This is a genomic window from Saccharothrix coeruleofusca, from assembly GCF_017876325.1.
GTDB lineage: Bacteria > Actinomycetota > Actinomycetes > Mycobacteriales > Pseudonocardiaceae > Actinosynnema > Actinosynnema coeruleofuscum.
Window position 1 is genome coordinate 5,554,691 of the sequence record NZ_JAGINV010000001.1, and the last position, 13,708, is coordinate 5,568,398.

General features: G+C 73.1%; 16 protein-coding genes. 8 read left to right on the forward strand and 8 right to left on the reverse strand.

Going from position 1 to position 13,708, the window contains the following annotated elements:
* Positions 1–460: 460 nt before the first annotated feature.
* Together JOF41_RS25105 and JOF41_RS25110 are read left to right on the forward strand one after the other, a co-directional pair.
* Positions 461–1,264 (forward strand): DUF1963 domain-containing protein, encoded by an 804-nt coding sequence (locus tag JOF41_RS25105; RefSeq protein WP_209622447.1) that lies wholly within the window; start codon positions 461–463, stop codon positions 1,262–1,264.
* Between the two features lie 58 nt (positions 1,265–1,322).
* Positions 1,323–2,135, forward strand: coding sequence for a DUF1963 domain-containing protein (locus JOF41_RS25110; protein WP_189227689.1), 813 nt, complete (start codon positions 1,323–1,325; stop codon positions 2,133–2,135).
* 46 nt (positions 2,136–2,181) lie between these two features.
* On the opposite strand, the gene JOF41_RS25115 is transcribed toward JOF41_RS25110, so the two are convergent.
* The 5 genes from JOF41_RS25115 to JOF41_RS25135 all read right to left on the reverse strand — a co-directional run bounded on the left by JOF41_RS25115 (position 2,182) and on the right by JOF41_RS25135 (position 7,051).
* Positions 2,182–3,441 carry an RNA polymerase sigma factor gene (locus tag JOF41_RS25115; RefSeq protein ID WP_209624423.1) on the reverse strand — a complete coding sequence of 420 codons (1,260 nt, stop codon included), beginning with the start codon at positions 3,439–3,441 and terminating at the stop codon, positions 2,182–2,184.
* On the reverse strand, positions 3,438–3,857 hold the full coding sequence (locus tag JOF41_RS25120) for a YciI family protein (protein ID WP_189227692.1): 420 nt from the start codon (positions 3,855–3,857) through the stop codon (positions 3,438–3,440). Before JOF41_RS25120 ends, JOF41_RS25115 begins: the two co-directional genes overlap by 4 nt.
* 97 nt (positions 3,858–3,954) lie before the next feature.
* Entirely contained in the window at positions 3,955–4,794 is an 840-nt protein-coding gene (locus tag JOF41_RS37360; RefSeq protein WP_209622450.1) for a carbohydrate ABC transporter permease, read from the reverse strand.
* Position 4,795: 1 nt separating this feature from the next.
* Positions 4,796–5,698: a carbohydrate ABC transporter permease gene (locus tag JOF41_RS25130; RefSeq protein WP_209622452.1), complete on the reverse strand. Its 903-nt coding sequence runs from the start codon at positions 5,696–5,698 to the stop codon at positions 4,796–4,798.
* Between the two features lie 24 nt (positions 5,699–5,722).
* The gene (locus tag JOF41_RS25135; protein WP_209622454.1) at positions 5,723–7,051 is read right to left on the reverse strand and encodes a sugar ABC transporter substrate-binding protein; all 1,329 of its coding nucleotides are present in this window, start codon (positions 7,049–7,051) and stop codon (positions 5,723–5,725) included.
* Positions 7,052–7,229: 178 nt separating this feature from the next.
* Between JOF41_RS25135 and gdhA the strand changes: the two genes are divergently transcribed.
* The 4 genes from gdhA to JOF41_RS25155 all read left to right on the forward strand — a co-directional run bounded on the left by gdhA (position 7,230) and on the right by JOF41_RS25155 (position 10,989).
* Positions 7,230–8,573, forward strand: a complete 1,344-nt coding sequence (gdhA, locus tag JOF41_RS25140) for an NADP-specific glutamate dehydrogenase (protein ID WP_209624425.1) — start codon at positions 7,230–7,232, stop codon at positions 8,571–8,573.
* 10 nt (positions 8,574–8,583) lie between these two features.
* Complete coding sequence (locus JOF41_RS25145) at positions 8,584–8,955, forward strand: YciI family protein (RefSeq protein ID WP_209622456.1); 372 nt, start codon at positions 8,584–8,586, stop codon at positions 8,953–8,955.
* Positions 8,952–10,223, forward strand: coding sequence for an RNA polymerase sigma factor (locus tag JOF41_RS25150; protein ID WP_307867520.1), 1,272 nt, complete (start codon positions 8,952–8,954; stop codon positions 10,221–10,223). Before JOF41_RS25145 ends, JOF41_RS25150 begins: the two co-directional genes overlap by 4 nt.
* A gap of 76 nt (positions 10,224–10,299) precedes the next feature.
* Positions 10,300–10,989, forward strand: coding sequence for a dihydrofolate reductase family protein (locus JOF41_RS25155; RefSeq protein ID WP_209622458.1), 690 nt, complete (start codon positions 10,300–10,302; stop codon positions 10,987–10,989).
* 67 nt (positions 10,990–11,056) lie between these two features.
* Here the strand turns inward: JOF41_RS25155 and JOF41_RS25160 are convergent, their stop codons facing one another.
* A complete protein-coding gene (locus JOF41_RS25160; protein WP_229796414.1) occupies positions 11,057–11,371 on the reverse strand; it encodes a winged helix-turn-helix transcriptional regulator in 315 nt (104 codons plus the stop codon).
* Positions 11,372–11,541: 170 nt separating this feature from the next.
* Here JOF41_RS25160 and JOF41_RS25165 point away from each other — a divergent pair, with 170 nt between their 5' ends.
* Positions 11,542–12,411, forward strand: coding sequence for an NAD(P)-dependent oxidoreductase (locus JOF41_RS25165; RefSeq protein WP_189227700.1), 870 nt, complete (start codon positions 11,542–11,544; stop codon positions 12,409–12,411).
* Positions 12,412–12,503: 92 nt separating this feature from the next.
* Positions 12,504–13,109 (forward strand): TetR/AcrR family transcriptional regulator C-terminal domain-containing protein, encoded by a 606-nt coding sequence (locus tag JOF41_RS25170; protein WP_307867521.1) that lies wholly within the window; start codon positions 12,504–12,506, stop codon positions 13,107–13,109.
* A gap of 24 nt (positions 13,110–13,133) precedes the next feature.
* On the opposite strand, the gene JOF41_RS25175 is transcribed toward JOF41_RS25170, so the two are convergent.
* Both JOF41_RS25175 and JOF41_RS25180 read right to left on the reverse strand, forming a co-directional pair.
* The gene (locus JOF41_RS25175; RefSeq protein ID WP_189227701.1) at positions 13,134–13,460 is read right to left on the reverse strand and encodes a hypothetical protein; all 327 of its coding nucleotides are present in this window, start codon (positions 13,458–13,460) and stop codon (positions 13,134–13,136) included.
* Positions 13,457–13,660: a hypothetical protein gene (locus JOF41_RS25180; RefSeq protein ID WP_189227702.1), complete on the reverse strand. Its 204-nt coding sequence runs from the start codon at positions 13,658–13,660 to the stop codon at positions 13,457–13,459. The genes JOF41_RS25175 and JOF41_RS25180 overlap by 4 nt, the downstream gene beginning before the upstream one ends.
* Positions 13,661–13,708: the final 48 nt, after the last annotated feature.

Sequence of the window (13,708 nt, forward strand, 5' to 3'; positions counted from 1 at the left end):
GGCGGGTTGTGCCGTGCTCCTCCTCTGCGGTGGACGTTGTGATCGATGAGCTGCAGGCCCGGTTGAGCCAGTTCCGCGACGACGCGGTCGAGCAGGGGATCGCCGCCGAGGACGTGGACCGCTGGCTGGCCGCCGCCCGTCCCAGCGCGACGCTGGCGCGACAGGGGGACGGGCCGGTGGTGGGCCGCTGCTGCTCCCGGCCGACACCCCGGACCCGATCCACCCCTTCGTCGCCACCATCGATCTCGCGGCCCTGTCCACCGACGGCCACCTGCTGCTGGCCGACTGGCACCTCGACGTCACCGACGTGGAAGAGGCCACCGTGCACTGGGCGATCCAGCGCGACGACCTTGCCGCACGGCGCTTCGACCGCACGTTCGCCTCGCTCTACTGGAACCCCTGACCCGGCGGGTCGTGGCCGCGTAACCGTTGTGTCGTACCCCTGCCCTACGGTGCCCGCATGATCGATGATCTTCAGACCGAACTGGACGAGTTGCGCGCCACGGCGATCGAAGAGGGCTTCGCCGCCGAGGACGTGGACCGCTGGCTGGCCGCCACCCGCACCTGCCTGATCCTGGACCACGAAGGCGATGGGCCAGTGGCGGGCCGCTTCGGCGGCCCACCACTGCTCCCAGCCGACACCCCCACCCCCGACCACCCCCTCGTCGCAACCATCGACCTCGCCGCCCTGCCCGCCGACGCAACGGGCCTCGACCTGCCCACCGACGGCCAACTGCTGCTGTTCGCCAGCCCCTGGTACGTCACCGACTTCGACAATGTGGGCGCCGTGGTGCACGTCCCGGCCGGGGCTGCGGTGGAGGAGCGGGACAAGTACGGCTGGCGCTGGTCCGACGACGAGGAGTACCGGGAGCAGTTCGCGGAGTTCTCGCAGGGACCGTTCCGGGCGATCCCCGCGCTGTCCCTGTCCCCCCACGACGCCTACAACATCTCCGACGAGCTCGGCGAGTTCTGGGAGGAGCACGCGGACATCGGGATGCTCCAGCTCGGCGGATACGGCACGGAATCGGGCATCAGCCCCTACGACCTGGTCACCGAGATAGCGGAAAGCGCCGTGCACGCGGTGAAGGCAGGCCGCTGGGAGGGACCTGCCTCGGAGAAGGAGACGGACTGGGTGCTGCTGGCCGACTGGCACGCCGGCATCACCGGCCTGGAAGGCGCCGTCATCCACTGGGGAATCCAGCGCGACGACCTGGCCGCGCGGCGCTTCGACCGCGCCTACGCCACGCTCTACTGGAACCCCTGACCCGACGGGTCGTGCCCGCGGAACCGTTGTGTCGTACCCCTCCTCTACGGTGCACGCCATGATCGATGAGCTGCAGACCCGGTTAAGCCAGTTCCGCGACGACGCGGTCGAGCAGGGGATCGCCGCCGAGGACGTGGACCGCTGGCTGGCCGCCGCCCGTCCCAGCGCGACGCTGGCGCGACAGGGGGACGGGCCGGTGGTGGGCCACTTCGGCGGCCCGCTCCTGCTCCCGGCCGACACCCCGGACCTGATCCACCCCTTCGTCGCCACCATCGACCTCGCGGCCCTGCCCGCCGACGCGACGGACCTCGACCTGCCCGCCGACGGCCACCTGCTGCTGTTCGCCAGCCCCTGGGACAGCGACAGCGCGGAAAGCGCGGGCGCGGCGGTGTACGTCCCTGCGGGCACGGCCGTGCAGGAGCGGGACAAGTACCGCTGGCGCTGGTCCGACGACGAGGAGAGCCGGGAGCTGTTCGAGAGATTCCCGCAGGGACCGCTGCGGGCGACGCCCACCGTGTCCCTGCCCGAAGACCTCGGCTACAGCATCTCCGAGCGGCTCCTCAAGCTCTGGGGGGAGAACTGGGAGGGGACGGCGAGCTGGGGGATGCTCCAGCTCGGCGGGTACGGCACCGAGGCGGCCATCGGCGGGAACCCGGTCTCCGACGTCGTGTTCTTCGCCCAGAAGGCCATGGAAGACGGCCACTGGGAAGGACCGATCTCGACGGAGGTCTCCGACTGGGTGCTGCTGGCCGACTGGCACCTCGACGTCACCGGCCTGGAAGGTGCCACCATGCACTGGGCGATCCAACGCGACGACCTTGCCGCACGGCGCTTCGACCGCACGTTCGCCTCGCTCTACTGGAACCCCTGACCGGCCCGCCCCGCTCCCCGCGACCACGCGGGGAGCGGGGAGCTGGTCACCCCAGGTCGGCGAGCTTGCGCGCCAGCACGGCGCGCTCGCGGTCGTTGCCGCACAGCCGCGCGGCGCGCTCCAGCTCGGCACGCGCCTGCTCCACCCGTCCCAGGCGGGTGAGCAGTTCCCCCCGGACGGTCGGCAGCAGGTGCGAGCTCGCCAGCGCCCCGGCCGCCGCCAGCTCGTCCACGATCGGCAGCGCGGCGGCCGGTCCGTCGGCCATGGAGACCGCCACCGCCCGGTTGAGCTCGACCACCGGGGAGGGCGCGAGCCTGCCCAGCGCCTCGTAGAGCAGCACCACCCGCTCCCAGTCCGTCTCCTCGACCGACGGGGCGACGGCGTGGCACTCGGCTATCGCCGCCTGCAGGCCGTACGCGCCCAGGCCGCGCCCGACCTGCTGCGCGCGGACCAGCGCGGCCCGCCCCCGGCGGATCGCGGCCCGGTCCCACAGCCTGCGGTCCTGGTGCTCCAGCAGCACCGGTTCGCCGTCCGGCCCGGTGCGCGCGGGGAAGCGCGCCGCGGTCAGCTCCAGCAGCGCCAGCAGGCCGTGAGCCTCGGCCTCGTCGGGCACCAGCCGGGCCAGCACCCGCGCCAGGCGCTGCGCCTCGCCCGCCAGGTCGAACCGGATCAGCCGCTCGCCGGAGCTGGCCGTGGACCCCTCGGTGAAGATCACGTAGATGACGTTGAGCACCGAGCCGAGCCGCTCGGCGCGGTGCTCAACGGGCGGCACCTCGAACGGCACCCCCGCCGCCAGCAGGGTCTTCTTGGCCCTGGTGATGCGGGCCTGCACGGTGGCGGTCGGCACCAGGAACGCCCTGGCGATCTCGTCGCTGGTCAGGCCGCCGACCACGCGCAGGGTCAGCGCCACCCTGGCCTCCCGCGACAGCACGGGGTGGCAGGCGGTGAACATCAGCGCCAGCACGTCGTCGTCGATCTGGTCCGGGTCCCACGGCGCGTCCTCGGGCGCGCCGCCCTCGTCCAGGTCGCGGGCGAGGGCGGCGTAGCGCTCTTCGAGCGCCGAGCGCCTGCGGAAGGCGTCGATCGCGCGGCGCTTGCCCACCGTGAGCAGCCAGGCAGCCGGGGTGCGGGGCACCCCCTCGCGCGGCCAGGTCACCAGGGCTTCGGCCAGCGCCTCCTGCGCCAGGTCCTCGGCCAGCGCGAAGTCGCCGGTGTAGCGGGCGAGCGCGCCGACGATCCGCGCGGACTCGATCCGCCACACGGCCGCGACGGCTTCGCGGCCGGTGGGGTCGCCCGTCCCGGTCAGAGCTGGCCGGTCGCCTCGCGCCACGCCCGCTCCTTCTGAATCCACACGTTGTCCTGCGGGAACTCGTCGATCGAGGGGACCCGGCGGACCTCGGTCTTGAAACCGGGGCCCGGCACCGGCAGCCGCTTGGCCCACTCCACGGCCTCCTCCTTGGAGGCCACGTTGAGGATGTAGAACCCGCCGAACAGCTCCTTGGTCTCCCCGTACGGGCCGTCGGTGACCACGGGCGGCTCCGCCGAGTGGTCCACCACGACGCCCTGGTCGGCGTCGTCGAGCCCCTCCGCGGCGATCAGCACACCCGCCCTGATCAGCTCGTCGTTGAACTTGCCCATGATGTCGATCATCTCGTTGAGGTCGATCTCCCCCATCTTCGCCAGGCCCTCGTCGGTGGCGCGCATGATCAGCATGTACTTCACGGTCGTGTCTCCCTGGGCGGTCCGGGTCCCTTTCGGACCCTCTCACCTCACAGGTCGAACGGGGAACACCCCGATCGACACGCCCGCGGAACTTTTTTCAGCCCTTCGTGCCCGAGCCCGACAGCGACTGGGTGAAGTAGCGCTGGAAGAACAGCAGCACCAGCAGCGGGACCAGCGCGGTCAGCACCGCGCCCGCGAAGATGGCCCCGAAGTCCGCGCCCCGCTCGCCGGACAGCTGGGCGATGGCCACCGGCGCCACCTTCATCGCCGGTGAGGGCGCGATCAGCAGCGGCCACAGGTACGCCTGCCACTGGAACACGAACAGGATCAGCCCCGCGCCGACCATGGCCGGTTTGGACAGCGGGAGGTAGATCCGCCAGAAGATCCCCCACCAGCCCAGCCCGTCCACGTGCGCGGCCTCCGCCAGCTCCTTCGGCACCCCCAGGAAGAAGCCCCGCAGCAGGAAGACGGCGAAGCCGTTGCCCACGCCCGGCAGCACCAGCCCCAGGTAGGTGTTCTGCAGCTCGAAGTCCCGGAACAGGGCGCTCAGCGGGATGGCGATGGCGTCGAACGGGATGAGGAACGACACCACCATGACCGCGAAGACGGTGGTGCGGCCGGGGAAGCGCAGCACGGCGAGCCCGAACGCGGCGGTCGAGCAGATCGCCAGGCCCACCACCAGCGTCGCGGCCGTGACCACCGCCGAGTTGAGCATGGCCCGGCCGAAGCCGCCGTGGATCAGCGACGCGAAGTTGCCCAGCGTCGGCCGGCCGGGGATCAGCGTCCACAGCGACACCGGCGAGAGCGTGCGGAAGGTCTCCTGCTCCGAGCGCAGCGCGCCCGCCAGCGCCCACCACAGCGGCAGGAAGAACAGCAGCGCGATGAGCCCGCCGAGCAGCGCCATGCCCACCCGGCCGCCCCGCGCCCCGGCGGCCACGTCAGTCCTTCCCGCTGGAGAGCAGCCGGAACTGCACGACCACGATGGCCAGCGCGACGGCGGTCAGCACCACCGTCGCGGCCGCCGCCGCGCCCACGTCGGCCTCGGTGTAGGCGCGCTCGAAGATGTCGTTCATCAGCACGTCGGTGCTGCCGTCCGGGCCGCCCTTGGTCAGGATCTGCACCGGGGCGAACAGCAGCAGGTTCGACACCGTGTCGGCGACCAGCACGAAGGCCAGCTGCCTGCGCAGCTGCGGCACCGTGACGTAGCGGAAGCGCGCCCAGCGGCCCGCCCCGTCCAGCGCCGCGGCGTCGTAGAGGTTCGGGTCGATCTCCTTCAGCCCGGCGATGAGGAACATCATCCAGTAGCCGACGCCGATCCAGGAGACCACGACCACGATCGACGCCAAGGCCTGGCCGGGCGAGGTGAGGTAGCGCAGCCCGCCCAGGCCGAACAGCGCGAGCACCCCGTTGAGCGGCCCGTCCGGGCGGAAGGCGACCGCCCAGATCACCGCCGAGACGCTCTGCGGGATGGCCACCGGCAGGAACACCAGCGTGCGCATGAGGCCGACACCGCGGATGCGCTCGTTGAACAGCACCGCCAGCGCCAGCGCGACGGCGATCTGCAGCGGGTTGACGACGATGCCGAACAGGGCGGTGACCTTCAGCGAGTTGAGGAAGGCCGGGTCGGTGAACAGCCACCGGTACTGGTCCAGCCCCACCCAGGTGGTGGGGACGAGCCCGAACGGCGTGCTGCGCAGGCTGTCCCAGACCGCGCGCGCCGCTGGCCACAGCCGCAGCAGCACGGCGGCCAGCACGGCGGGGCCCAGGAAGGTCACCGCGATCGGCCAGTCGCCGAAGCGCCCCCGGCGGCCGACCGCGGTCCTCGGTGTCGCGGTGGTCATGCCCACCTCCTCGCAGGCGGGCGGCTACCCGCGGTACTTGGCCATGGCTCGGGTCAGCTCCGCCTCGGCCGCCCGCAGCCGCCGCTCGGGGTCCGAGCCGTTGCGGATGTCGGCGAACGCCTTGTTCATCGCCGTCTCGAAGGTCACGTAGCCGACCGTGCGGGGACGCGCCACCGCGTTGCTCGCGAGCTCGTGCGCCACGACCTCGGCCAGCCGCGCCGACCGGCCGCCCTGGCCGCGCAGCGTGCCCAGGTACCGCTCGAAGGCGTCGACCTGCACCGGGATGTTGCGCGAACTGGCCTCCCACGCGCCGGTCGGGTCGAGCGCCAGGTAGGCGATGAACTCCTTCGCCGCCTCCTGGTGCCGCGAGAAGGGGCTGACGCCCGTCGCCCACGAGCCGGTCGAGGACGCGGGCCTGCCGCCCGCGAAGACCGGGAAGGGCGCCACGTCGTAGTCCAGGCCCCTGGCCTGGTCGAAGGCGTCGGCGTTCCACGGCCCGCCGACGAAGAACGCCGTGTTGCCCGACGCGAACAGGGGCCCGGTCTGCTCGGGGCTGACGCCCCTGGGGGCCACCCCCTGCTCGAAGAGCGAGGCGTACCAGGTGAACGCCCGCACCCACGCCGGGTTGGCGACCTGCGGGGTGAGCAGGTCCGGGCCGGTCAGGCCGGGGCCGCCGCCCAGCGACTCGGGCAGCGGCTGGAGCTGGTAGTAGCGGTCGATCTGGTCGAAGGCCAGCCCCCACCGGGCGCCCGCGGCCTGCGCCGCGCGGCCCGCCGCCGCGACGTCCTCCCAGGTCATGGGGCTGCGCGGGTCGCCAGGAGGTGCCGCGACACCGGCTTTGCCCAGCAGCCCCCGGTTGTAGTAGAGCAGCTGGGTGGAGGTCCACCGGGGCAGGGCGTACTGCCTGCCCCGGTAGGTGGTGCCCGCCAGCGCCTCCGGGTCCACCCGCCCGCGCGCCCGCTCCCCCAGCTCGCCCAGGTCCACCAGGAAGCCGCGCGCGGCGAACGCGGCCAGGCGCGGCGCGTCCACGTCGAACAGGTCGACGCCGGGGTCCTCGGAGAGCAGCCGGTACTGCACCGCCGAGTTCAGGTCGTCGAACGGGACGACCTCCTGCCTGATCCGGATGCCGGGGTTGGCCCGCTCGAAACCGGCGATGACCTGGTCGAAGGTCCCCTGGTCCTGGGCGTTGACGAAGGTGAGCGTCGTGGTGCCGTCCCCGTCCGAGGCTCCCGCCCCGCAGCCGCCGGGCAGCACCGCCGCGACCACCGCGGCCAGCACGCGCCTGCGCGCAACCCCACGCGCGCGACACCGTCCCCGCCGGTCGGCGGCCCGGTCCGCTGTCGAGGTGGCCATGTCGTGCTCCTCACACCCGCCCCCACGCTAACCAGTGATCCGGCTCACCGCAGGACCGTCACCCTCCGTGAGAGTGACGGTCCGGTGCGACCCGCCCGCAGGAGACCGACAGCCGCAGGTCAGACTGGGTACCCGTCAGTGGAACGATGATGGGACGATCGGGGAGCGGCACGTGGCGATCCTGGACGAGAAGCTGAGCGACATCTACGACGAGGTGCTGCGGCGCAACCCCGGCGAGGCCGAGTTCCACCAGGCGGTGCACGAGGTCCTCGACAGCCTGGGCCCGGTGGTCGCCAAGCACCCGGAGTACACCGACGCGGCCGTGATCCGCAGGCTGTGCGAGCCCGAGCGGCAGATCATCTTCCGGGTGCCGTGGGTCGACGACTCCGGCACCGTGCGGATCAACCGCGGCTTCCGGGTCGAGTTCAACTCCGCGCTCGGCCCGTACAAGGGCGGCCTGCGCTTCCACCCGTCGGTCTACCTGGGCATCGTCAAGTTCCTCGGCTTCGAGCAGATCTTCAAGAACTCGCTGACCGGGATGCCCATCGGCGGCGGCAAGGGCGGCTCCGACTTCGACCCCAAGGGCCGCTCCGACGGCGAGGTCATGCGCTTCTGCCAGGCGTTCATGACCGAGCTCTACCGGCACATCGGCGAGCACACCGACGTGCCGGCCGGTGACATCGGCGTCGGTGGCCGGGAGATCGGCTACCTGTTCGGCCAGTACAAGCGCATCACCAACCGCTACGAGTCCGGCGTGCTCACCGGCAAGGGCCTGACCTGGGGCGGCTCGCAGGTGCGCACCGAGGCCACCGGGTACGGCACGGTGTTCTTCGTCGAGGAGATGCTCAAGGTCCGCGGCGACTCCTTCGACGGCAAGAAGGTGGTCGTCTCCGGCTCGGGCAACGTCGCGGTCTACGCGGTGGAGAAGGTGCAGCAGCTGGGCGGCACGGTGATCGCCTGCTCGGACTCCAACGGGTACGTGGTCGACGAGCGGGGCATCGACCTGGACCTGCTCAAGGAGATCAAGGAGAAGCGCCGCGCGCGCATCTCCGACTACGCCGAGGCGCGCCCCGACACCGCCCGGTACGTCGAGGGCGGCTCGGTGTGGGACGTGCCCTGCGACATCGCGCTGCCCTGCGCCACGCAGAACGAGCTCAACGGCCACGACGCCGCGACGCTGGTCAAGAACGGGTGCGCCATCGTCGCCGAGGGCGCGAACATGCCCTGCACCCCCGACGCTGTGCGCCTGTTCACCGAGGCGGGCGTCCTGTTCGCCCCCGGCAAGGCGGCCAACGCGGGCGGCGTGGCCACCAGCGCCCTGGAGATGCAGCAGAACGCCTCCCGCGACTCCTGGGGCTTCGCCCACACCGAGCGGCGGCTGGCCGACATCATGCACGGCATCCACGACCGCTGCCTGGAGGCCGCCGACACCTACGGCACCCCCGGCAACTACGTCGCGGGCGCGAACATCTCCGGTTTCATCCAGGTCGCCGACGCGATGCTGGCGCTGGGCGTGATCTGAGGGTCGCGCGGTGAAGTACCTGATGCTGATCTACGGCAACGAGCAGCTGTGGACCGGTGTCGACGCCGACCGGCTCGCCGAGCTGATCGCGGAGGTGGACGCGTTCAACGCGGCCCTGCGGGAGTCCGGCGAGCTGGTCGACAGCCGGGGCCTGGTGTCCCGGCCCCGGTCGGTGCGGGTGGTCGAGGACGCGCCGGTGGTCACCGACGGCCCCTACCTGGAGGCCAAGGAGCACGTCGGCTCCTACTTCGTGGTCGACGTGGACAGCGAGCGGCGCGCCCTGGAGATCGCGCGGTCCTACCCCGCCCTGCGCCACGGCGGGGGCCTCGGCGGCGGCATCGAGGTGTGGCCGCTGATGGAGCCCGGCGGTAGCGACCTGTGATCGTGGGCGAGGACGCCGGGCACCTGCTGCGCGAGCTGACGCCGCAGGTGCTCGGCGCCCTCGTGCGCCGCTACGGCGACTTCGCGCGGTGCGAGGACGCCGTGCAGGAGGCGCTGGTCGACGCCGCGGACAAGTGGGGGCGCGACGGCGTCCCCGAGCACCCGCTGGGGTGGCTGACCACGGTCGCCACCCGCCGCTACGTCGACCTGGTGCGCTCCGACGCGGCGCGGGCCCGCCGGGAGCGGGCGGTGTTCGACGCCGTGCCGCGCGACCAGCTGCTCGCCGCGCCGCCGGACGCCGAGCCGGTGCGCGACGACCTGCTGGAGCTGCTGTTCCTGTGCTGCCACCCGGTGCTGACCCCAGCGTCGCGGATGGCGCTCACGCTGCGCGCGGTCGCCGGGTTGACCACCGCCGAGATCGCCGCGGCGTTCCTGGTGCCGGACAAGACGATGGGGCAGCGCGTCTCCCGCGCCAAGCAGCGGCTCAAGGAGGCGGGCGCCCGGTTCGAGCTGCCGCCCGAGGCGGAGCGGGAGCGGGCGCTCGGGGACGTGCTGCACGTGCTGTACCTGCTGTTCAACGAGGGCTACAGCGCCAGCTCCGGGCCCGCGCTGCGCCGCCCCGACCTCACCGCGGAGGCGGTGCGGCTGACCACGCGGCTGCACCGCGAGCTGCCCGACTCCGGTGAGACCGCCGGGCTGCTCGCGCTGATGCTGCTGACCGAGGCGCGCGGCGCGGCGCGCACCGGCCCCGACGGCGAGCTGGTCCCGCTGGCCGAGCAGGACCGGTCGCGGTGGGACCGGGCGGCCATCGCCGAGGGCACCGAGCTGGTCACCCGCAGCCTGGCCGCCCACCCGGCGGGCCCGTACCAGGTGCAGGCCGCGATCGCCGCGCTGCACTGCGAGGCGGCCCGCGCCGAGGACACCGACTGGCCGCAGGTCCTGGCGCTGCACGACGTGCTGCAGCGCCTCGCGCCCAACCCGGTCGCCGCGCTGAGCCGGGCCGTCGCCCTCGGCGAGGTGCGCGGTCCCCGCGCCGCCCTGGAGGCCGTCGCCGAACTGGAGCGGGGTCCGCTGGCGGGCCACCACCGGCTGCACGCCGTGCGCGCCCACCTGCTGGAGAAGGCGGGCGAGCACGCCGCCGCGAGCGAGGCGTTCCGGCAGGCCGCGCGCCTGGCGGGCAACGCGGCCGAGCAGCGGTTCCTGCTGCTGCGGGCGGCACGCCACGCGGACGCCGCTGAAGCCGGAAAAAATTTCTCGGCGTCGACGTAGAAACGTCGTCGTCGGCTCCGATCCCCTCCCGAGCGAGCCCGCCGGGCATCGCCGGGAGAGCAAGGAGCGCAGCACGATGACCAAGGTGACCGCACAGCTGTCGGTGTCCCTCGACGGCTTCTACGCCGGGCCCCGCCACGAGGGCGACGGCGACTGGATGGCGTCAGCGGAGGCTGCGGCGTTCTTCCGCCTCACCCGCTGGATGACCGGCGCGGCGGCGTGGCGGGAGCGGCAGGGCTTCGCCGGTGGCGAGCGGGACGTCAACTCCGAGGTCATCGGCGAGGCGTTCGAGGCCGCCGGGGCGTACGTGATGGGGCGGCGGATGGCCGACGGCGGCGAGGAGCCGTGGGGCGAGGAGCCGCCGTTCCGCGCGCCCGTGTTCGTCGTCACCCACCGCCCGCGCCCCACCCTCGTGCGCCGGGGCGGCACCAGCTTCACCTACGTCACCGAGGGCCTGGCCCACGCCGTGGAGCGGGCCAAGGACGCCGCGGGCGGCAAGGACGTCGCGATCGCGGGCGGCGGCAGCCTGGTGCGGCAGGTCCTCGCGGCGGGCCTGCTCGACGAGCTGGAGCTGCACGTGGTGCCGGTCGTGCTGGGCACCGGGCTGCGGCTGCTCGACGCCGACCTCGGCCTGGGCGAGCGGGAGGGCGTCGAGCTGGTCCCGACCAGGGTGCTGCACACCCCCGACGTGACGCACCTGCGCTACCGCGTGCGCGGTCGCGCCCCGCTCCTGGCCGACGGGGGCGGGAGCGGCACCGGGGAGTGACACCGGGGCGGTTCGGTGGCGAACGCGCGTGCGCAGCGCTTTCCAGCCCTCGGCACGCGGGCGGGGATCATCCGCCCGCGTGCTCCACGTCGAGCCGGGCGGCCCCGATCCGGGCGATCCGCCTGCGCCCCCAAGCACCCAGCGACTCCAGCGCCCCGTAGAGGGAGCGCCCCTGTTCGGTGAGCGAGTACTCGACGTGCGGCGGCACCACGGGGTAGACCTCGCGGTGCACCAGCTCGTCCTCCTCCATCTCCCGCAGCTGCCGGGCCAGCACCCGCTCGCTAACCCCCGGCAGGCCGCGGCGCAGCTCGCCGAACCGCCGGGCCCCCTGCCGCAGCTCCCACAGGATCAGCGACTTCCACTTGCCGCCCACCACGTCCATCGCGGCGTCCAGGCCGCAGACGTACGGACCGGTCCGAGGCGCCCCGCTCACCACAACCCCCATGCTGACCACGAAGTCAGTATTGGACTTCCAAGTGCGTACTTGTCCCCACCACAGTACGGCGAAAGCATTGCGGCAGCCCGAATCGACGACTTGAGAAGGGAACTGCCTTGTCCACTGCGACACCGGTCGCCGTGCTCGGCCTCGGCGAGATGGGACGCGCGCTGGCGGCCGCCCTGGTGAAGGCGGACGTCCCCACCACCGTGTGGAACCGCACGCCCGGCAAGGCCGACGAGCTGATCGCCTCCGGCGCGACCGGGGCGGCCTCCGCCGAGGACGCCGTCACCGCCGCGGAGGTGGTGGTCGTCTGCCTGTTCGACCACGCCTCGGTGCACGAGGTGCTGGACCCGCTGGCGCAGCGGCTGCGGGGCCGCGCGGTGGTGAACCTGACCACCACCTCGCCCGAGCAGGCGCGCGAGCTGGGCCGGTGGGCCGCCGCCGAGGGCATCGGCTACCTCGACGGCGGCATCATGGCCGTGCCCGCCATGATCGGCACGGCGGGGTCGGAGGTCTTCTACAGCGGCGACGAGCACGTTTTCCAGCGCCACAAGGAGATTTTCGACCACTGGGGCACCAGCACCTACTTCGGCGAGGACACCGGCCTGGCCTCGCTCTACGACCTGGCGCTGCTCGCGGCGATGTACGTGATGTTCGCCGGTTACATGCAGGGGGCCGCGATGGTGCGCACCGCGGGCATCTCGGCAAGCGCTTTCGCGGCTCGCGCGCAGAGCTGGCTGACCGCGATGACCGGGGGCCTGGCGGGCTTCGGCGCGGTCATCGACGGCGGCGACTACACCGTCCCCGGCCAGCAGAGCCTCGCCTTCTCCGACCTGACCAAGATGCTCGACGCCGTCGCCGAGCTGGGCATCGGCGGCCAGCCGCTCGCCATGGTGCAGGAGCTGATCAGGAAGCAGCGCGACGCCGGTTACGACGAGCACGGCTTCGCCCGCATCTACGAGAGCATCGCCGCTCCCCGCTGACCGCGCCGCCCGCCGCGCCGGTGCGCCCGGCGCGGCGGGCGGGCGGCTCCTCGTTCGCACCGGGGTCGCGGCACAGGCCGGGAGGAGTGGACGTGAGCCCCATCCACCAGACGGTCGCGCCACGCCGGGGCAGGCCCCGGCGCGACCGGCAGCCCCTGACCAGGCAGCGCATCGTCGCCGAGGCGATGGCCGTGGTCGAGGGAGCCGGGCTGGCCGGGTTGACCATGCGCGGGCTGGCCAAGCGGCTGGGCGTGGACACCATGAGCCTGTACAACCACGTCGACAGCCGTGACGCGCTGCTCGACGCGATCACCGGGGCCGTCTTCGCCGACCTGCGCCTGCCACCGGCCACCGGCGGGCTGCGCGCCGACGTGCGCGCCGCGGCGCACGCCTTCCGCGACACCGCGCTGCGCCACCCCCGCTGCGCGCACCTGGCGCTGACCCGCAGGCCGGACTCGCCGACCGGTCCGGGTCCGGTGGCAGCCGCGCTGGGCATCCTGCGCCGCGCCGGGTTCCCGCCCGCGACCGCCGTGCGCGTCCTGCGCACCGGCCTGGCCTACCTCGTCGGCGCCCTGCTGCGCGAGCTCTCCGCGATCCCCGCCTCCGACGACGCGGCCCGCCGCGCCGAGTTCGACTTCGGCCTCGACCTGCTCATCACCGCGATCACCGACGCGGACCGGGACACCGGCCGCGGGTGATCGCCGGGACACCCGCCTCGCGGGCTACTTCTCCTGCTTGCCCGCGACGAAGAGCACACCGATGATCGTGCTGGCCGAGCCGAGCACGCTCGGCAGGATCATCCTGGCCAGCTCGCTGCCGAAGTCCTGGGTGATCCACCCGAGCCCGACCGCCGCGAGCACGGCCAGCAGCGTGCCGAAGAAGGTCGCTCCCACGCCCCACAGGACCCTGCTCTGCATGGTCCACTTCTGGGTCTGCTCGGGCGTGGGCCGCAGGCTGATCAGCTCCCCGGTGCCCGCCCTGTCCTCGCGCCCGGTCCAGGTCCCCTCCGCCACGTCCGGCCCGGCGGGGGGCCGCGCGGACCCGCTCACCGGAGTTGCCCGACCTCGGCCGCCCCGGCGCGGCGGCCGGGCGGGGCTTCGAGGGCCTGGCTGAGCAGCACGTGCGCGTCCGGACGCTCCTCGTCGGCGTACCGGACCACCCGCTCCCCGGAGATCGAGGCGCTGGGTGTCGGGTCGTACCACGTCCCGTCCTGCTGGACGTAGTCCTTCCCGGTGTGTCGACGGGTCATCTGCTGGGACCCCCTTCGCTCGGGGAGGTGGACCGGGTTTTCGGCTGC

Bases quoted from the DNA above. Each gene is read 5' to 3' on its own strand.
- JOF41_RS25135 (WP_209622454.1), bottom strand. From the start codon at position 7,051: ATGGCCACCTCGACAGCGGACCGGGCCGCCGACCGGCGGGGACGGTGT.
- JOF41_RS25105 (WP_209622447.1), top strand. From the start codon at position 461: ATGATCGATGATCTTCAGACCGAACTGGACGAGTTGCGCGCCACGGCG.
- JOF41_RS25130 (WP_209622452.1), bottom strand. From the start codon at position 5,698: ATGACCACCGCGACACCGAGGACCGCGGTCGGCCGCCGGGGGCGCTTC.
- JOF41_RS25160 (WP_229796414.1), bottom strand. From the start codon at position 11,371: ATGGACGTGGTGGGCGGCAAGTGGAAGTCGCTGATCCTGTGGGAGCTG.
- JOF41_RS25180 (WP_189227702.1), bottom strand. From the start codon at position 13,660: ATGACCCGTCGACACACCGGGAAGGACTACGTCCAGCAGGACGGGACG.
- JOF41_RS25110 (WP_189227689.1), top strand. From the start codon at position 1,323: ATGATCGATGAGCTGCAGACCCGGTTAAGCCAGTTCCGCGACGACGCG.
- JOF41_RS25155 (WP_209622458.1), top strand. From the start codon at position 10,300: ATGACCAAGGTGACCGCACAGCTGTCGGTGTCCCTCGACGGCTTCTAC.